The organism is Frigoribacterium sp. Leaf164 (assembly GCF_001423665.1).
Lineage (GTDB): Bacteria > Actinomycetota > Actinomycetes > Actinomycetales > Microbacteriaceae > Frigoribacterium > Frigoribacterium endophyticum.
The window spans coordinates 1,090,540-1,108,247 of sequence record NZ_LMOX01000001.1; the positions used below are offsets into that span (position 1 = coordinate 1,090,540).

Below are 17,708 nucleotides of genomic sequence, written 5' to 3' on the forward strand. Positions count from 1 at the left end.
GCCGATCGCGTCGGCGGCGCGCACGAGGGCGAGGTGCGAGAGCGCCTGCGGGGTGTTGCCGACGTGGCGGCCGGTGGCCACCTCGATCTCCTCCGAGAGCATGCCGACGTCGTTGCACCAGCCGACGAGACGGTCCATCAGCGTCACCGCGTCGTCCACGCGCCCCGACCGGGCGTACTGCTCCGCCAGCCAGAACGAGCAGGTGAGGAAGGGGTGCTCCGTGCCCTCGAGGCCGTCGACGCCCGACTCGGTGCGGTAGCGCAGCAGCAGGCCGTCCTGCAGGAGGTCGTGCTCGATCGCAGCGACGGTGCCGAGCATCCGCGGGTCGTCGGGGGCGACGAAGCCCACCTGGGCGAGCTGCAGCAGCGAGGCGTCGACCTCGGCCGAGCCGTAGTGCTGGGTGTACGTGCCCCGGTCGGCGTCCCAGCCCTGCTCCTCGACCTCGGCACGGACCTCGTCGCGGAGGCTCCGCCACCGGTCGACGGGTCCGTCGAGCCCGAACTGCTCGACGCCCTGGACGGCGCGGTCGAGGGCGGCCCAGATCATGACGCGCGAGTGGGTGAAGTGCTGCGGTTCGCCGCGGATCTCCCAGATGCCGTTGTCGGGGCGGGTCCAGTTGTCCTCGACGTACTGCATCAGGGCGCGCTGCAGCGGCCATGAGTACTCGGACTCGGCGACGCCGAGCTGTCGGGCCTCGTGCAGCGCGACCATGACCTCGCCGAAGATGTCGCCCTGGTACTGCGTGAACGCGGCGTTGCCGAGCCGGACGGGCGAGGCGCCCTCGTAGCCCGGCAGGTGCTCCAGCTCGCTCTCGTGCAGGTACCGCTCACCGGCGAGCCCGTACATGATCTGCACGTCGGCGGGGTCGCCGGCGATCGCGCGGAGCAGCCAGCCGCGCCACTTCTCGGCCTCCTCCGCGAAGCCGTGCAGGATGAGCGCCTGGAGGGTCATCGACGCGTCGCGCAGCCAGACGTAGCGGTAGTCCCAGTTGCGCGAGCCGCCGAACGACTCCGGCAGGCTCGTCGTCGCCGCGGCGACGATGCCGCCCGTGTCCTCGTTCGTGAGGGCCCGGAGGATCAACAGCGAGCGGCGCACCTCCCGGTCGTAGGCGGAGGGCTCCTGCGAGCGGGCGGCCCAGGCCTGCCACCAGCGGACGGTGTCGGCCAGCACGGCGTCGACGTCGGGAGCGGTCGGCGGCTCGCGGTGCGAGGGGTACCAGGTGAGGGTCATGTCGACGGTCTCGCCGGCCGCCACGTCGAACTCGGCGGCGTGGGTGTGGTCGGCCGCCGTGAGGTGGGGCCCGCGGACCACGACCGCGTCAGGGCCGGCGATGGCCACGAGGGCGGTCTCGTCGCCCTCGGGCAACTGGCGCACCCAGGGCAGCGCGGCGGCGTAGCCGAACCGGATCCGCAGGTCCTCCTGCATCCGCACCGTGCCCTCGACGCCGGTCACACGACGCACGACGTCCGCCCGCCGGTCGCCGACCGGCATGAGGTCGGTGACCTCGACGACGCCGGTCGACGTCGTCCAGCGCGTCACGAGCACGAACGTGTCGTCGACGTAGCGGCGGGTCGCCGTCGCCCCTGCCTCCGCCGGGGCGACGAGCCAGCGGCCGTGGTCGCGGTCGCCCAGCAGGGCGCCGAAGACGGAGGCGGAGTCGAAGCGCGGCAGGCACGACCAGTCGATGCTGCCGTCGGTGCCGACGAGGCACCCCGTGTGCAGATCGCCGATCAGGGCGTAGTTCTCGATGGGCAGGGGCATGGCGCCATCGAACCAGACGGGGTGGTGAGCACGCCGGGGGAGGCGCCCCCTCAGCCCGCGGTCAGCGGCGCTGGAGCGTGGGGTCGGGCCACTGGGTCTCGACCAGCGGCTTCTGCCTCCTGGCCCGGGCCCAGACGAAGAACCCGGCGAGCGTGAAGGCGCCGTAGAAGACGTACATCAGCCCGGAGGCGTAGTAGCCGGCGCTGAAGAGCAGGGGCGTGCCGACGAGGTCGACCGCGACCCAGATCAGCCAGAACTCCACCCAGCCCTTCGCCATGCCCCAGGTGGCCAGCAGCGAGCCGGTGAAGATCCAGGCGTCGGCCCAGACCGGCTCGTAGGAGCCCAGGGCGCTGAACACCGGGGTGAGCACGGCGGTGCCGCCGACCAGGCCCACGACGAGCAGGACGCGGTTGCGGGCGCCGGCCCAGCGCGGCTCGACCGCGGTGCCCGCGTCGCCGCCGCGGCTCTGGTGCCAGCGCCACCAGCCCCAGATCGACACGGCGATGAACATGACCTGCCGCCCGGCCTGGCCGAGGAGGTTGACCGGGTTGGGCGTGTCGAAGACCGCCCCGAGGAAGACGGTGAAGAGGAGGGCGTTGCCCACGATGCCGACCGGCCAGGCCCACACCTTCCGGCGCATCCCGCCGAGGGCGCTGAGCAGCCCGAACACGTTGCCGACGATCTCGCGCCAGAGGATCGTCTGGTCGCCGATCACCAGCTGTGCGTCGAACAACCACCGGATGACGGTCATGGGCACCTCCCTGTCTGCCGAGGCCCAGCGGGAGAACGGCTCCGGCGGGCCGGGCATTCCCGCCGCGCTCGCCGGTGCCCGGGCGCTCGTCGGGCGTCGACGCCCCTCAGGCGAAGAGCTGCTGCTCGACGGTGTCGTCGTAGACGCCGAGCAGCAGCCAGGTGCCGCCCTCCGCCGGGTCGAGCGCGAGGTCGAAGGTGCCGTCGATGCGGTGCGCCCCGTCGGTGAGCGGCAGGGCGTCGACGCGCCACACCGGCAGCTCGAGCAGCTCCGCCCCGAGGCCCCGGGGCGCCCGGGGCGCCGAGCGCCACCACTCCCGACGGGTCATCCACATCTCCGGGGCGCTGACGACGCCGTAGACCACCCCGCGCCAGACGAAGCGGAGGGGCGCCCCGCCCTCCGTGGTCTCGACCGGCACCTGTTCGTCGACCTTCACGTCGCCTCCTCGTTCGAATGTACGTTCGACCAGGAGTGTACGAAGTCCCACCGACATCGGCCAGGGGGAGTCACCAGCGGGGCAGCGACTCCTCGACGTGGCCCACGACGCGGCCGGGGACGCCCGCCTCGTCGGCGAAGCTCCGCCAGCGCGCCACCGCGTCGCGCACCTCGTCGACGACGTCGGAGGCGCCCGGCACGAGGTGCCGGTCGGCCAGCCTCATGACGTCGGCCCGTGCGACGTCGCGGAAGACGCCGTCCACCCCCATCAGGTGCTGGTACGTCCACCGGCCGGTCGGGTTGTGCGCGAACGTCACGTCGTAGGCGGGGGAGAGCTCCCACGGCGCCGTCGGCGACCTCAGCAGGAACGACGCGTTCTTCGTGTGGTCGTCGTTGTTGGCCGCGAGCACGTTGAAGACCATCCGCCGGAACACCTGCTCCCGCGCCTCGGGCCCGCCGCCGAGCCGAGCCACGGCGTCGAAGAGCTGCCCGTAGTCGTGGGCCTGGCGCTGCCGGTAGTCGAGGTGGGCCGTCCCACAGAGGGTGACCGAGTGCACCTTGCCCTCCGGCGACCGGTCGAACCGCCGCGTCATGAAGTGCGCCCGGCCCCCCTCCTCGAGCAGCCGGCACTCGCTCATCTCGATGCCCGCCGCCCTCGCCATCAGCGAGTACGCGTACTCGACCCTGCCCGTGGCCGAGCCCTGGCCGAGCTCGACGTCGGCCCCGAGGCCGTCCAGCTTCAGCAGCCAGTGCTCGAACCCCTCGGGAGCCGGGAGCTGGCCCGACCGCACCTCGCCCGTCGCCCTGTCCCAGGCGACGACGGCCTTGGCCCGGGCCCCGCCCGCCGAGGTCCCCACCTGGATCAGCGACCGGATCGCCGACTCCGCCCCCTCGTCGTCCGCGAAGCTCCCGTCGAGCACGCTCCGGGCCCCCTCGACCAGGGCGCTCAGCTCGACCGCGCTCGTCGTGCGGTGCCGCGGGCCCCGCGAGGGCCGGAACTCGAGGGCGCCCATCGCACGGTCGGCCATGTAGGCCAGCCGGTCCAGCGGCGTCACCGCCGCCCGCGAGACGCCCTGCCGGGCCAGCCAGGCGTCGATCACCGCGTTGCCGAAGTCGTCCGGCAGCGCGTCGGCCAGCAGGGCGGGGAGGCGGTGGAACGTCGCCTCCGGCAGCTGCGGGAAGACGTGGCGCCGCACCCGGGTGGGCATCGTCAGCGGCGCGAGCTCGATGCCACGCTCGACCCAGTCGGGCCAGTACTCGAACACGTACGCCCCGAGCCGGGGGTCGGGCGCGACCGCGCCGACGCGCATGCCCCAGGCGCTCACCTCGACGGCGGGCACCGGCACCCAGCTCACTCGCCGGCCCCTCCGGACGGGCGCTCGCCGCGTCGCCCCGCGTCGTCGCGCACGACGCGGCTGGCGCGGGGGCCCCGGGGGCGGTAGACGCGACGGCGGGGGGCCGCCGGCGCCGAGCGCAGCACGTCGAGCGGGCTCACGTCGCTGTGCGGGGCGATGGTGTCGAGGGCCGACTCCGCGCCGAGCGCCCGCAGCACCCGCACGAGGCTGCGCACGGTGCTCCCTCGGCCGTTCTCCAGCGACTGGAGGGTGCTGGTCGACACGTCGGCGAGGCGCGCGAGCGAGATCTGGTCGAGGCCCTGGTCGAGGCGTCGGGCACGCACCTGGGCGCCGATCCGCGCCTCCCACTCCTGGGTGGAGCGGGCAGCGTCGGGCTGGTCGGTGATCTCAGTCATGTCGCTCCTGTACCTGATCTTCTGATGATAGGACACGAGAACGCCTCCCATGACGGGATTTCCCTGTATCAGAGGCGGGTGTCTCCCGAGCGGGGGACGACGTCGGTGTCGACGAGCTGCTCCCACAGCCCGGCGCCGTCCGGGGCGGAGACCCACACGGCGTCGCTGCCCTGCGCGTGCTCGGAGCGCGAGCGCCCGCCGGCCAGGACGGCCTCGCTGGGCGACAGCTGGCGGATCGCGACGGCGGCGACGTTCTCCGGGTGGTCGCGGAGGAACCGCCCGTAGAGCTCCTCGTCGTGCTGCCCGTCGTCGCCGACCAGCAGCCACCGCATGTCGGGGAACTCCTCGGCGAGACGGTCGAGCGAGCCCTGCTTGTGCAGGCGGCCGCTGCGGAACCACCGGTCGTGGGTCGGCCCCCAGTCCGTGAGCAGCAACGGGCCGCTCGGGTACAGGTTGCGCGACAGGAAGCGCGACAGCGTCGGCGCGACGTTCCAGGCGCCGGTCGACAGGTAGATCACGGGGCAGCCGCCCGCGGCCGTGTGCAGCCGCTCGTAGAGGACGGCCATGCCGGGCACCGGGCGCCGGGCGTGCTCGTTGAGGACGAAGGTGTTCCACGCCGCGAGGAACGGGCGCGGGAGCGAGGTGACCATGACGGTGTCGTCGATGTCCGAGACGATGCCGAACCGGGCGTCGGCGTCGATCACGACCACGGGGGCCTCGATGGGCGGCGAGCCCTCGGTGCTCAGGGTTACGAGGTGCCACCCCGGCTCGAGGTCGACCTCGAGCCGGGCGTCGAGCACCCCGCCGCGGTCGGTGGTGACCTGGACGGTGCGGCCGCCGACCGTCACGTCGACGACGGCCCGCTCGACCGGCACGCTGGTGAAGCTCCGCCAGCCGCGCACGTTGAGGCGGTCGGTGCCCTCGAGCGACCCCGTGCGCGTGAGCAGCACGCGCGACAGCACCCGCACCCAGCCGGCCGAGCCGTAGCCCGAGTACGGGACGATCGTCGGGAGCAGCCCTCGCTTGCGGGCCCGCTTCTCGCGGAACCGGTGCACCGAGTTCTCGAGTCGGGCGGCGCGGTGCAGGAGGGGCTCGACGGCGGACGACGTCACCGTTCGGGGGTCGGGCATGCGGTCATCCTCCCACGCCGCCACGCGCTGACGGGTCAGACCGGGTCGACCAGCGACGGCGAGTCGACGCCGACGCGGCCGACCTCGGGCGACACCTCGTGCACCTGCAGCCGGGCGGCGATCTCGTCGACGAGCCCCGAGACCCCCTGCAGCAGGTCGTCGTCGCCCTCGGTCTCCGGGTCGAGCCAGTCGTCCATGACGTCGGCCCCGACCAGCACGGGCATGCGGTCGTGCACCTCGGCGAAGGGGCCCGAGGAGGCGCGGGTCAGCACCGCCGTCGAGAGCAGCCACCGAGACGGCGACCCCACGGCGGCCGCCGGGTCGCGCCACCACTCGTACAGGGCGGCGAAGAGCATCACCTCATCGTCGGGCAGGCTCACGTAGACCGGGCGCTTGCTGCCGTCCGGCCGGACCTGCCACTCGTACCAGCCGTTGGCGGGCACGAGCCCGCGTCGGGAGGCGACGGCCTCACGGAAGGTGGGCTTCTCGGCCGCGGTCTCGACCCGGGCGTTGAACAGGGGGGCGCCGACGGGGCCGGGGGAGCCCGCCGCGACGAAGCCCCACCGGGCCGACGCGAGCCGTCGCACCGGGGGGCCGCCCGCGTCGTCGCCCCGGGGAGCGGCGTCGACGAGCAGCGACACCGGGCGGGTCGGAGCGATGTTCCAGGAAGGGTCTGGGAGAGTGTCACCCGATACATCAACGTCGAACAGGGCCACCAGGTCGCTCGAGGCGCGCGCCATCACGAATCGTCCGCACATGCGTCCATTCTCGGGGCAGCGACCGACAGTGGCCGACACCCGGTCGCCGGAGCCCCCGACGGGGGCGCCGCGAGACCGGCCTGATGGGCCTGCGCGCCGCCGTCGACCGACGGCCGGCCCCGACGTCCAGCACCGTGCCCGGCACCCGCCGGCACCGCACCAAGGAGGAACGTTGCTCGTCACCGACGTCAATGAAGCACTGCCCGGGGGATCGTCACTGCTCAGGAACGAGCCGGTCCAGGCGCGCAGCACCGCGCGCCTCACGGGCCTGCTCGACGCCGCGGCCTCGATCATCGACGAGATCGGCTACGAGCGGCTCACGACCGCCATGGTCGCCGAGCGCGCCGGCGCCTCCATCGGCACGGTGTACCGCTACTTCCCCGACCGCATCGCGGTCGTCGACGCCCTGGCGCTCCGCTGCACCCAGCGCCTCGTCGCCGGGGTGGCGGCGGCCGTCGCCGCCGACGGCGTCGACGACTGGCGCCGGGCCCTCGACGCCGTCATCGACACGGAGGTCGAGATGTACCGCTCCGAGCCGGGCTTCCGGTCCGTGAGCTTCAGCGACGCCCCCGAGCTGGGCGCCGACGGGGGAGCGCCGGCCGTGCACCCCCTGGCCGAGAGCCTCTCCGCCCTCCTCGCCGACCGCTTCGGCGTCGTCCGCGACGACGCGAGCGACCTGGCCGTCCAGGTCGTCGTCGAGATCGGCGACGCGCTCCTGGCACGGGCGTTCGTCGCGGGCGGCGACGGCGACCCCCGCTTCGTCGAGGAGTGCCGTCGCGCCGTGCGCGGCTACCTCGAGCCCGTCCTCACGGTGGCCTGACCCGCCTCCTCGTCGTCCCTCCGCGGCTCGGCCGCCGTCGTCCGCCCAGCGCGGCGTCGGCGGCCGTTCTGCGTCACGACTCGGCCACGGAGGCGGCGACGAGGTGCCCCCGACGGGGAGGTGTGGTTGGGTGGTGGCCCCGGCAAGTGTCGATCCGTGCTGCCCACGAGGAATGAGCCACCCATGATCGAGTTCCGCTCGGTGAGCAAGCAGTACCCCGACGGCACCCGCGCCGTGGACGACTTCAGCCTCGTCATCCCCTCCCGCAAGACCACCGTCTTCGTCGGGTCGAGCGGCTGCGGCAAGACGACCATCCTGCGGATGATCAACCGGATGGTCGACGCCACCTCCGGCACCATCGAGATCGACGGCGAGTCGATCGCCGGCCTCGAGCCCGTGGCCCTGCGCCGCAGCATCGGCTACGTGATGCAGAACTCCGGCCTGCTCCCGCACCGCAAGGTCGTCGACAACATCGCCACCGTGCCCGTGCTCAAGGGCGTCGGCAAGAAGGAGGCCCGCGAGCGCGCGCTGGAGCTGATGGACACCGTCGGCCTCGACCGCTCGCTGGCCGACCGCTACCCGAGCCAGCTCTCGGGCGGGCAGCAGCAGCGCGTGGGCGTGGCCCGCGGCCTCGCCGTCGACCCGAACATCCTCCTGATGGACGAGCCGTTCGGCGCGGTCGACCCCCTGGTCCGCTCCGACCTCCAGCAGGAGCTCATCCGGCTGCAGCGCGAGCTCGACAAGACCGTCGTCTTCGTGACCCACGACATCGACGAGGCCTTCTACCTCGGCGACCAGGTCGTCATCCTCGAGAAGGGCGGCCGGATCGCCCAACAGGGCACGCCCGCCGAGATCCTCTCCGACCCGGCGAGCGACTTCGTCGCCGACTTCGTCGGGTCGAACCGCGGCAAGCGCGCGCTGCACATCGAGCAGACCGCGACGGGCCAGGTCGTGGTCGACGAGTCCGGCCGCACGACGGGCGTCCTCACGCAGCCCGTGCCCGTGCTCAAGGCAGAGGCCGGTGCCCCCGGGGCGCCGGGTGCCCCGGCGCAGGGTGGGCACGCGTCGTGAACTGGATCTGGTCGAACACCGACTACATCTGGGACAAGACGCTGGTCCACCTCGGGCTGAGCGTGCCGCCCGTGATCCTGGCCTTCGTGATCTCGCTGCCGATCGGGTGGCTGGCCAACCGCTTCCCGGTCGTCCGCGGGGTGCTGCTCACCGCCTCCGGCCTCATCTACGCCGTGCCGTCGTTCGCCCTGCTCGTGGCGCTGCCCGGCATCATCGGCCTCTACCCGCTGCGGAGCAACACCAACCTCATCGTGGCGCTGACCCTGTACGGCGTGGCCCTCATGGTGCGCTCGACCGCCGACGGCCTGCGGGCCGTCGAGCCCGACGTGCTGCAGTCGGCCACGGCGATGGGGTACTCCGGCTGGCAGCGCTTCTGGCGCGTCGAGTTCCCGCTCGCCGGTCCCGTCCTGCTCGCCGGTCTCCGCGTGGTCGTCGTCAGCACCGTCAGCCTCGCGACCGTCGGCGGCATCCTCGGCATCAACGGTCTCGGCCTGCTCTTCAACGACGGCCTGCAGCGCAGCATCCTCGCCGAGATCGGCACGGGCATCGTGCTGACGATCGTCATGGCCCTCGTGCTCGACGGCCTGCTCGTCCTCCTCGGTCGCGCCCTGATGCCCTGGGCCGACCAGGGGGCGCGCGACCGGCGCCCCGTCCGCCAGGCCGCGGAGGTGACCGCGTGAACGCCTTCCTCGACGCCCTCGCATGGCTCGGTGACCCGGTCCACCTCACGGGGGCGAACGGCGTGCCGGCCCGACTCGGGCAGCACGTCACCTACTCGGTGATCGCCGTGCTCATCGCGGCCGTGGTCGCGATCCCGCTCGGGTTCCTGATCGGGCACACCGGCAGGGGTCGCACGGTGGCGGTCGCGCTCACCGGCGGAGTCCGGGCCCTGCCCACCGTCGGCATCGTCTTCCTCCTCGCGCTCCTGCTCGGCATCGGCATCAGCGCGCCGATGATCGCGTTCGTGGTGCTCGCGATCCCGTCCATCCTCGCCGGGGCGTACTCCGGCTTCGAGGCCGTCGACCGCGCGACGATCGACGCGGCCCGCGCGGTCGGCATGACGGAGTGGCAGATCGTCACGCGCGTGGAGCTCCCGCTCGGCCTGCCCCTCCTCATCGGCGGGCTCCGCTCCGCCCTGCTGCAGGTCGTCGCCACGACCACCATCGCGGCCACCGTGGGCGCCGGCGGCCTGGGCATCTACATCTTCACGGGCCTCCGGTCGAACGACTACACGCAGATGTTCGCGGGGTCGATCGTCGTGATCGCCCTCGCCGTCGTGCTCGAGGTCGTCTTCTCGGTGCTCCAGCGACTCGTCGTCCCGGCCGGCGTCACCGCCGCGGGCCGCCCCCTCGACACCCGCGTGACGACCTCCCGGTCGGCCGCGGGGAAGGCAACATCCCTCCAGGAAGGAACACAGTGATCAACACAGCGAAGAAAGGCCGGCTCACCGTTCTCGGTGCAGTCGCGATCGGGGCCATGGTGGCCCTGGCAGGGTGCGCGTCGAGCGACCCCCTGAGCGACGGAGGAGGAGATGCCTCGGCGTCGTCCGACACCATCGTCGTCGGCTCGCAGCAGTACTACTCGAACGAGATCATCGCCGAGCTCTACGCCCAGGCCCTCGAGGACGGCGGCTACACCGTCCAGCGCGAGTACCAGATCGGCCAGCGCGAGGTCTACCTCCCCGAGCTCGAGTCCGGCGACATCGACGTCTTCCCCGAGTACACCGGCAACCTCCTGCAGTACTACGACAAGGAGTCGACGGCGAAGTCGCCCGAGGAGGTCGAGGCCGCCCTGGCCGACGCGCTCCCTGAGGGCCTGACCGCGCTCACCGCCTCCGAGGCGTCCGACCAGGACAGCTACACCGTGACCAAGGAGTTCTCCGAGGAGAACGACATCACGAGCCTGGCCGACCTCAAGGATTACGACGGCACCCTCGCCGTCGGTGCGCCGCCCGAGAACGCCGAGCGTCCGTACGGCCCTCCCGGGCTCAAGAGCATCTACGGCGTCAACGTCACCTCGACCCCGATCGACGACGGAGGCGGTCCCCTCACGGTCAAGGCCCTCCTCGACGGCAGCGTCCAGCTCGCCGACGTCTACACGGCCAGCCCGCTGATCGCCGAGAACGACCTGGTCACCCTCGACGACCCGGAGAACATGATCCTGCCGCAGAACGTGGTGCCGATCGTCTCCGACAAGGTCGACCAGGGCGCGCAGGACATCATCGACGCCGTCGACGCCGCCCTGTCGGCGAAGGACCTGCAGGAGCTCAACGCGAAGAGCCAGACCGACCAGGAGTCGTCGGCCACCATCGCGAAGGACTACCTGACGTCGAAGGACCTCATCGGCTGATCGTCGGTCCACACCACCGGAGGGGCCGGGCGCGCACAGCGCCCGGCCCCTCCGTCGTGCCGGGGCAGGCCCGGGTGCGCGCGCCGGGGGCGGGCGTCTCGGCTCACGGGCGGCCGTCGTCCTCCGGGGGGCGACCGTCACCGTGCTGCCCCATGTGCCGCGCCTCCCGCCGGTGGACGACCTTCTTCACCACCAGCACGAGCACCAGGAACGCGGCGACGATGCCGACGAAGACGTAGCCGGCCTGGTGCAGCTGGTCGGCGAGCTCGCGGTAGCTCCCGGCGGCCGCCGCGCCGACCGACACGTACGCCGTGGCCCAGAGCAGGCAGGCGGGGGTCGTCCAGGTGAGGAAGGTCCGGTAGCGCATCGGGCTCGTGCCCACCGTGAGGGGGATCAGCGAGTGCAGCACGGGCAAGAAGCGGGAGATGAAGACGGCGATGCCGCCCCGCCGCGCCAGGTAGGCCTCGGCACGGGCCCAGTTCGCCTCGCCGAGCCTCCGGCCGAGCCGGCTGTGCCGGATGGCGGGGCCGAAGTGCCGGCCGAGCGCGAAGCCCACGCTCTCGCCCACCAGCGAGCCGACCACGAGCGCGGCGACGAGCAGCACCCCCTCGAGCGGTGACGCGACGGCGGTCGCCGACACGATGGCGACGGTGTCGCCGGGCACGACGAGGCCGAGCAGCACGGAGGTCTCGAGCACCATCGCGAGCCCCGCGAGGAGCGTCCGGAGGAGCGGGTCGACCGACTGCACGAGGTCGAGGAGGCCGGTCAGCACGTCGTTCACCCGGCCGATCCTATTCACAGGCAGCCGTGAGGCGGCCGCCCCTCTAAGCAACAGGTGTTGTCTAAAGATCGTCCTACGCTGAGATCGTCCCGCCGACGTGACGCCCTCCGTCCCCCTCGAGGAAGAAGACGACAGTGCTCTCGACCCTCACCACCCGCGGGCCGGGCCGCTCATGACCGAGCTGCTCGATCCGCTGCTGCTCTCCCGCTGGCAGTTCGGCCTCACGACCATCTACCACTTCCTGTTCGTGCCGCTCACGATCGGCATGGCCTTCACCGTCGCTGTCTTCCAGACCGCGTGGGTGCGCACCGGCCGGGTGCACTACCTCCAGCTGACGCAGTTCTTCGGCAAGATCTTCCTGATCAACTTCGCCATGGGCGTCGTGACCGGCATCGTCCAGGAGTTCCAGTTCGGCATGAACTGGTCCGACTACTCCCGCTTCGTCGGCGACGTCTTCGGAGCGCCCCTCGCGCTCGAGGGCCTCCTGGCGTTCTTCCTCGAGGCGACCTTCATCGGCGTCTGGATCTTCGGCTGGGACAAGGTGCCCGCGAAGCTCCACCTCGCGAGCATCTGGGGCGCGACGGTCGGGAGCGTCCTGTCGGCGTACTTCATCATCGCGGCCAACGCGTTCATGCAGAACCCCGTCGGCTTCGACATCAACGAGGAGAAGGGCCGGGCCGAGCTCACCGACATCGTCGCGGTGCTGACCAACAAGGTGGCCCTGGCGGCCTTCCCGCACACGATCTTCGCCTGCTTCATGGTCTCCGCCGCCGTCATCGTCGCGGTGGCCAGCTGGCACCTGAGCCGTGGCCAGAACCTCGAGACCATGCGCCCCGCGCTGCGCTTCGGCCTCTGGACGATGGTCGTCGCCGGCGGCCTGACCGTGCTGACGGGCGACCAGCTCGGCCTCGCCATGGTCGAGACGCAGCCGATGAAGATGGCGGCGGCCGAGGCCCTGTACAAGACCTCGACGGGGGCCGACGCCTCCTTCTCGATCTTCACGCTCGGCACGCCCGACGGTGTCCACGAGCTGTTCAGCGTGCGCGTGCCGTACCTGCTCTCGTTCCTCTCCACCCACACCCTCGACGGCACCGTCGAGGGCATCAACGACCTCCAGGCCCAGTACGTGCAGCTCTACGGCCCGGGCGACTACACCCCGATCATCTGGGTCACCTACTGGTCGTTCCGCTGGATGATGGGCCTCGGCATGGTCGCGGTCATGGTCTCGGTCGTCGGCCTCTGGGTCACGCGCCGGGGGCGCCTGCCCGAGAACCGCTGGGTCTGGCGGGCCGCGGTGTGGACCTTCCCGCTGCCGCTCCTGGCCATGGTCGTCGGCTGGGTCTTCACCGAGATGGGCCGCCAGCCCTGGCTCGTGTTCGGCCTGCTCAAGACGGCCGACGGCGTCTCGCCGAACGTCACGGGACTCGAGGTGCTGATCTCCCTGCTCGCCTTCACGGCCATCTACGGGACCCTCGCGGTGGTCGAGTTCCGGCTCATCCTCCGCGCCGCCCAGAAGGGCCCGGCCGGGCCCCCCGCGGTCGACGCCGAGACCGGCGCCGTCACCCACGAAGCGACCGTCTACTGATGGAAGGCGCACTCTGACATGGACCTCCCCACCCTCTGGTTCGGCATCATCGCCTTCCTCTTCGTCGGCTACTTCGTGCTCGACGGGTTCGACTTCGGCGTCGGCATGTCGCTGCCCTTCCTGGGCCGTGACGACACCGACCGCCGCGTCCTGATCAACACCATCGGCCCGGTCTGGGACCTCAACGAGACCTGGGTCATCGTGGCCGGGGCCGCGCTCTTCGCGGCCTTCCCCGAGTGGTACGCGACGATGTTCAGCGGCTTCTACCTGGCCCTCCTGCTCATCCTGCTCGCGCTCATCGCCCGCGGGGTCTCGTTCGAGTACCGCCACCAGCGGCCGGAGGCGCGGTGGAAGCGCCGCTTCGACCTCATGATCACGGTGGGCTCGGCCGTGCCCGCCTTCCTCTGGGGCGTGGCGTTCGCCAACGTCGTCCGGGGCGTGCCGCTCGACGCCGGCTTCAACTACACGGGCACCTTCCTCGACCTGCTGAACCCCTACGCCCTGCTCGGCGGGCTCACGACCCTGCTGCTCTTCTTCACCCACGGCGTCGTCTTCGTCTCGCTGAAGACCGACGGCGAGATCCGGGAGCGCGCCCGTCGGCTCGCCGTCCGGTCGGGCGCGGCGACGATCGTGGTCGCCGCGGGCTTCCTCGCGATCACGTCGCTGATGCACGGCACGCTGGCGTCGACGGTCCTCTCCGTCGCGGCGGCCGGCACGCTGGTGGCCTCGTTCGTCGCGAACCTCCGCGGCCGCGAGGGCGTCGCGTTCGCCACGATGGCCGTGACGATCGGCCTCGCCGTCGTCAGCCTGTTCGCGGCGCTCTTCCCCGCGGTGATGCCCGCGAGCAACGACCCGGCCAACAGCCTCACCATCGCCAACGCGGCGAGCTCGACCTACACACTCACCGTCATGAGCTGGGTAGCGCTCGTCTTCGTGCCGCTCATCCTCGCCTACCAGGGCTTCACGTACTGGATCTTCCGTAAGCGCGTGACGCGGGCCGCGATCCCCGTCGCGGCGCACTGACGGGAGGGCCGTGAAGCCTCTCGATCCGCGCCTCCTGCGGTACGCCTCCGCCGCCCGGGCGTTCCTCGTGCTCGGGGCCCTGCTGGGCGTGCTGCAGACCGTGAGCGTCGTCGGGGTCGCCTGGGGCGCCACCCGCGCGGTCGTGAGCGTCGTCGAGGGCGCCGGGGCGGGCGCGACCGGCGACGCGCTCGTCGTGCTCGCCCTCTCCGTCGTCGCGCGGTCGGCCACGTCGTGGGCGCTCGAGGCCGTGGCCGCCCGCACCGCGGCGACGGTCAAGAGCCAGCTCCGGGCGCGGGTCCTCGCGGCGGTGTCCGCGCGCGGCCGCGAGTGGGTCGCCGAGCGGGGCTCGGCCCGTCTCACGACCCTCGTCGGCCCCGGCCTCGACGCCCTCGACGAGTACTTCTCCCGCTACCTGCCCCAGCTCGTCCTCACCGCCCTCGCGACGCCGCTGATCGTCGGGGTGATGCTGGTCGGCGACTGGCTGTCCGCGGTGATCGTGCTGGTGACGCTGCCGCTCATCCCGCTCTTCATGGTGCTGATCGGCTGGACGACCCGGGCCGCCCAGGATCGCCAGTGGGAGCGCCTGCAGGCCCTCGCCGCCTCCTTCCTCGACGCGGTGGAGGGGCTCTCCACCCTCAAGGTCTTCGGCCGGGAGCGTCGACAGGTCGAGCGGATCGGGCGGCTCACGGACGACCACCGGCGGCACACCATGGCCGTGCTGCGCGTCTCGTTCCTCAGCGGCTTCGCCCTCGAGCTCGCGGCGTCGCTGTCGGTCGCCCTCGTGGCGGTCTCGGTCGGCATCCGGCTGGTCGACGGGTCGCTCGCCCTGTCGGTCGGGCTGTTCGTGCTGCTGCTGGCGCCCGAGGCGTTCCTGCCGCTCCGTCAGGTGGGGGCGGCGTTCCACGCGGCCTCCGACGGCGTCGCGGCGGCCGAGGGCGTGTTCGCCGTCCTGGAGGAGGGGCCGGTCGGCGGCCGGACGTCGTCGGCCGGCCCGACGCCCGCGCGTGCGACGGCCGACCCCGTCGAGCCAGGCGACGCCCTCGTCGTCTCGGGGGTGTCGGTCGAGCGCGGCGGCGTCGTCTCGCTGGCCCCCACGTCGTTCGTCGCGGAGACGGGCCGGGTCACCGCCGTCACCGGGCCGAGCGGCGTCGGCAAGTCGACCCTGCTCGCGGCGGTCGGGGGGGAGGCGCCCCACGGCGGCGAGGTCCGCTGGCGCGACGCCGACCGCGGCTGCGTCGTCGGCGACGTCGCCTGGTCGGGCCAGCGCGCCGGCCTCGTCTCGGGCACCGTGGCCGAGAACGTGGCCCTGGGCGACGAGGTCGACCCGCCCGCGGTGGCGGCCGCCCTCCGCGCCGCGGGGGCGCCCGACGTCGACCCGGGCCTCGTGCTCGGCGCGGGCGGCGGCGGCCTCTCGGGCGGGCAGGCCCAGCGGGTCGCCCTCGCCCGGGCGCTGTACCGGGTCGAGCGTCGCGGTGCCCGGCTGCTGCTCGTCGACGAGCCGTCGTCAGCCCTCGACGCGGTCACCGAGGCCGCCGTCGTCTCGGGGCTCCGGCGCGCGGCGGCCCGCGGAGTCGCCGTCGTGGTCGTGACGCACCGCGCGGCCCTGCGCGACGCGGCGGACGACGTCGTCGTGCTCGCCCCCGCCACCGCCCCGGCCACGGCCTCCGAGGAGCGGCTCGCATGACCGTCACCCGCACCGGCGTCGCCCCCGGCCCGTCCCTCCTCCGCACAGCGCAGCCTCCGCTCCGGCGCTCGGCCCCGGGCATCGCGGCCGGCTCGCTCAGCGCGCTCTCGGCCGTCGCCCTGCTCGCCGCCTCCGCGTACCTCATCACGCGGGCGGCCGAGCAGCCGCCCATCCTCTACCTCACGATGGCCATGGTCGGGGTGCGGGCCTTCGCCCTCGCGCGGGCGGCCTTCCGCTACCTCGAGCGGCTCTCCAGCCACGACGCGTCGTTCCGTCAGCTGGCGGTCGTCCGCACCGAGCTCTACCGCAGGCTGTCGCGCGTCGCGCCGGCCGGGCTCGGCCGCACCGACCGCGGCGACCTGCTCGCCCGGGTCGTCTCCGACGTCGACGCCCTCCAGGACCTGCCGCTCCGGGTCGTCCAGCCCCTCGTCGTCTCCGGCGTGACCGGGGTCGCCGCCGTCGTGGGCGTCGCGGTCGTCTCGCCCCGCGCGGCGCTGGTGCTGGCCGGGGGCCTCGTCGTCGCGCTCGTCGTCGGCGTCGTGCTCGCCGACCGGCTCGCGACGGGCACGGAGTCCGCGCTGGCCGCCCGCCGCGGCGCCCTCTCCGGCGCCGTGCTCGACACGGTCCAGTCGCTCGACGTGCTCGTCGCGTTCGACGCGCTCGAGGGCCAGCTGCGCCGGGTCGCCGCCCTCGACGACGACCTGCGCCGCGCCTCCCGACGGCGTGCCACCACCGCGGGGCTCGTGGCGGCGCTCCTGTCGCTCGTCTCCGGCGCCACGGTGGTCGGCGTGGTGCTCGCGACCGCGGGCGACGTCACCGCGGGCGTGCTGCGCGGGCCCGCCTTCGCGCTGGTCGCCCTCGTGCCGATCGCCGTGCTCGAGGTCGTCGGGGCCGTGCCGACCGCGGTGGTCGCGTGGCGTCGCGTGCGCGCCAGCGGGGCCCGGGTCGAGTCGGCCGCCCCGCTCGTCGCGCCGGGGGAGGTCGTGGTCGACGAGCTGGACCAGGTGGAGGTCGAGGTCGAGGGCGACGAGCGCGTCGGGGGCGACGGCCCGGCCGCCCTCCCGGCCGACCTGCCGGTGCTCAGCCTGGAGCACGTCTCGGCGCGCTGGCCCGGCGCCGCGGCCGACTCCCTCGTCGACGCGACGCTCGAGGTCCGCGCCGGCGACCGCGTCGTCGTCGAGGGCCCGAGCGGGGCCGGCAAGAGCACGCTCGCGGCCGTCCTCGTGCGCTTCCTCGAGCACCGCGGCCGGTACGAGGTCGGCGGCACGTCGGTCCGGTCGCTCGGCGCGGAGCGCGTGCGGGGCACGGTCGGCCTGATCGAGCAGTCGCCGTGGCTCTTCGACGAGTCGATCCGGCAGAACCTCCTCTTCGCGCGCGACACCGCGACCGACGACGACCTGCTGGCCGTGCTCGACCGGGTCGACCTCGGCAACTGGGTCCGAGAGCGGGGCGGCCTCGACGCCCGCCCGGGGGAGCGCGGGGCGCTCGTCTCCGGCGGGCAGGCCCAGCGGCTCTCGCTCGCCCGCGCCCTGCTCCGCGGCTTCCCCGTGCTCGTGCTCGACGAGCCGACGGCCGGCCTCGACGCCGAGCTGGCCGACCGCCTCGTGACCGACCTCCTCGAGGCGGCGCGCGACGACGGCACCACGGTGGTGCTGATCTCGCACGTCCCCGTGCCCGCGGCCCTGGTCACCCGCCGGGTGCGCGTCGAGGGGGGCGTGCTGCGCGAGGTCGGCTGACGCGGGGTCGCGGGCTGCCCGGCCCCTCGCCGGGTGCCGGCGTCGTCGCGGCCAGGCGGGCCTGCGCGGTCAGG

17 protein-coding genes are annotated in these 17,708 nt (G+C 73.2%); 9 read left to right on the plus strand and 8 right to left on the minus strand.

Annotated elements, in window-relative coordinates; translation table 11 throughout:
- From ASF82_RS15185 to ASF82_RS04950, 7 genes are all read right to left on the minus strand, one after another.
- Positions 1–1,815: glycoside hydrolase family 15 protein (locus tag ASF82_RS15185; RefSeq protein ID WP_255354158.1), on the minus strand; the 1,815-nt coding region annotated here is incomplete at its 3' end.
- A gap of 7 nt (positions 1,816–1,822) precedes the next feature.
- A complete protein-coding gene (gene pnuC / locus ASF82_RS04925; RefSeq protein WP_056055829.1) occupies positions 1,823–2,512 on the minus strand; it encodes a nicotinamide riboside transporter PnuC in 690 nt (229 codons plus the stop codon).
- A gap of 106 nt (positions 2,513–2,618) precedes the next feature.
- Complete coding sequence (locus ASF82_RS04930) at positions 2,619–2,948, minus strand: DUF6504 family protein (protein ID WP_056054147.1); 330 nt, start codon at positions 2,946–2,948, stop codon at positions 2,619–2,621.
- 70 nt (positions 2,949–3,018) lie between these two features.
- Complete coding sequence (locus tag ASF82_RS04935; protein WP_082514320.1) at positions 3,019–4,302, minus strand: type II toxin-antitoxin system HipA family toxin; 1,284 nt, start codon at positions 4,300–4,302, stop codon at positions 3,019–3,021.
- Positions 4,299–4,697: a helix-turn-helix domain-containing protein gene (locus tag ASF82_RS04940; protein WP_056054150.1), complete on the minus strand. Its 399-nt coding sequence runs from the start codon at positions 4,695–4,697 to the stop codon at positions 4,299–4,301. Before ASF82_RS04940 ends, ASF82_RS04935 begins: the two co-directional genes overlap by 4 nt.
- Before the next feature lie 68 nt (positions 4,698–4,765).
- On the minus strand, positions 4,766–5,827 hold the full coding sequence (locus ASF82_RS04945) for an App1 family protein (RefSeq protein ID WP_056054152.1): 1,062 nt from the start codon (positions 5,825–5,827) through the stop codon (positions 4,766–4,768).
- A gap of 35 nt (positions 5,828–5,862) precedes the next feature.
- The gene (locus tag ASF82_RS04950; protein WP_162240257.1) at positions 5,863–6,585 is read right to left on the minus strand and encodes an SOS response-associated peptidase; all 723 of its coding nucleotides are present in this window, start codon (positions 6,583–6,585) and stop codon (positions 5,863–5,865) included.
- A 172-nt stretch (positions 6,586–6,757) separates the two neighbouring features.
- On the opposite strand from ASF82_RS04950, the gene ASF82_RS04955 reads away from it, so the two are divergent.
- The 5 genes from ASF82_RS04955 to ASF82_RS04975 all read left to right on the plus strand — a co-directional run bounded on the left by ASF82_RS04955 (position 6,758) and on the right by ASF82_RS04975 (position 10,825).
- Positions 6,758–7,405 (plus strand): TetR/AcrR family transcriptional regulator, encoded by a 648-nt coding sequence (locus ASF82_RS04955; RefSeq protein ID WP_056054157.1) that lies wholly within the window; start codon positions 6,758–6,760, stop codon positions 7,403–7,405.
- A gap of 183 nt (positions 7,406–7,588) precedes the next feature.
- Positions 7,589–8,476 (plus strand): ABC transporter ATP-binding protein, encoded by an 888-nt coding sequence (locus ASF82_RS04960; protein ID WP_056054161.1) that lies wholly within the window; start codon positions 7,589–7,591, stop codon positions 8,474–8,476.
- A complete protein-coding gene (locus ASF82_RS04965) occupies positions 8,473–9,156 on the plus strand; it encodes an ABC transporter permease (protein WP_056054163.1) in 684 nt (227 codons plus the stop codon). Before ASF82_RS04960 ends, ASF82_RS04965 begins: the two co-directional genes overlap by 4 nt.
- Positions 9,153–9,896, plus strand: a complete 744-nt coding sequence (locus ASF82_RS04970; RefSeq protein ID WP_056054166.1) for an ABC transporter permease — start codon at positions 9,153–9,155, stop codon at positions 9,894–9,896. The genes ASF82_RS04965 and ASF82_RS04970 overlap by 4 nt, the downstream gene beginning before the upstream one ends.
- The gene (locus ASF82_RS04975; protein ID WP_369814249.1) at positions 9,893–10,825 is read left to right on the plus strand and encodes a glycine betaine ABC transporter substrate-binding protein; all 933 of its coding nucleotides are present in this window, start codon (positions 9,893–9,895) and stop codon (positions 10,823–10,825) included. Before ASF82_RS04970 ends, ASF82_RS04975 begins: the two co-directional genes overlap by 4 nt.
- A 103-nt stretch (positions 10,826–10,928) precedes the next feature.
- Here the strand turns inward: ASF82_RS04975 and ASF82_RS04980 are convergent, their stop codons facing one another.
- Entirely contained in the window at positions 10,929–11,606 is a 678-nt protein-coding gene (locus ASF82_RS04980) for a DedA family protein (RefSeq protein WP_056054168.1), read from the minus strand.
- A 172-nt stretch (positions 11,607–11,778) separates the two neighbouring features.
- Here ASF82_RS04980 and ASF82_RS04985 point away from each other — a divergent pair, with 172 nt between their 5' ends.
- From ASF82_RS04985 to cydC, 4 genes are read left to right on the plus strand one after another with little or no spacing between them, the layout of a single operon-like run.
- Entirely contained in the window at positions 11,779–13,191 is a 1,413-nt protein-coding gene (locus ASF82_RS04985; RefSeq protein ID WP_056054170.1) for a cytochrome ubiquinol oxidase subunit I, read from the plus strand.
- An 18-nt stretch (positions 13,192–13,209) separates the two neighbouring features.
- Positions 13,210–14,214 carry a cytochrome d ubiquinol oxidase subunit II gene (gene cydB, locus ASF82_RS04990; protein WP_056054173.1) on the plus strand — a complete coding sequence of 335 codons (1,005 nt, stop codon included), beginning with the start codon at positions 13,210–13,212 and terminating at the stop codon, positions 14,212–14,214.
- A 10-nt stretch (positions 14,215–14,224) separates the two neighbouring features.
- Positions 14,225–15,898: a thiol reductant ABC exporter subunit CydD gene (cydD, locus tag ASF82_RS04995; protein ID WP_056054176.1), complete on the plus strand. Its 1,674-nt coding sequence runs from the start codon at positions 14,225–14,227 to the stop codon at positions 15,896–15,898.
- Positions 15,895–17,634, plus strand: coding sequence for a thiol reductant ABC exporter subunit CydC (gene cydC, locus ASF82_RS05000; RefSeq protein WP_056054179.1), 1,740 nt, complete (start codon positions 15,895–15,897; stop codon positions 17,632–17,634). The genes cydD and cydC overlap by 4 nt, the downstream gene beginning before the upstream one ends.
- Positions 17,635–17,708: the final 74 nt, after the last annotated feature.

Coding starts and splice junctions, on each gene's coding strand:
- pnuC (WP_056055829.1), bottom strand. CDS start 2,512: ATGACCGTCATCCGGTGGTTGTTCGACGCACAGCTGGTGATCGGCGAC.
- ASF82_RS04940 (WP_056054150.1), bottom strand. CDS start 4,697: ATGACTGAGATCACCGACCAGCCCGACGCTGCCCGCTCCACCCAGGAG.
- ASF82_RS04945 (WP_056054152.1), bottom strand. CDS start 5,827: ATGCCCGACCCCCGAACGGTGACGTCGTCCGCCGTCGAGCCCCTCCTG.
- ASF82_RS04950 (WP_162240257.1), bottom strand. CDS start 6,585: ATGTGCGGACGATTCGTGATGGCGCGCGCCTCGAGCGACCTGGTGGCC.
- ASF82_RS04960 (WP_056054161.1), top strand. CDS start 7,589: ATGATCGAGTTCCGCTCGGTGAGCAAGCAGTACCCCGACGGCACCCGC.
- ASF82_RS04985 (WP_056054170.1), top strand. CDS start 11,779: ATGACCGAGCTGCTCGATCCGCTGCTGCTCTCCCGCTGGCAGTTCGGC.
- cydB (WP_056054173.1), top strand. CDS start 13,210: ATGGACCTCCCCACCCTCTGGTTCGGCATCATCGCCTTCCTCTTCGTC.
- cydC (WP_056054179.1), top strand. CDS start 15,895: ATGACCGTCACCCGCACCGGCGTCGCCCCCGGCCCGTCCCTCCTCCGC.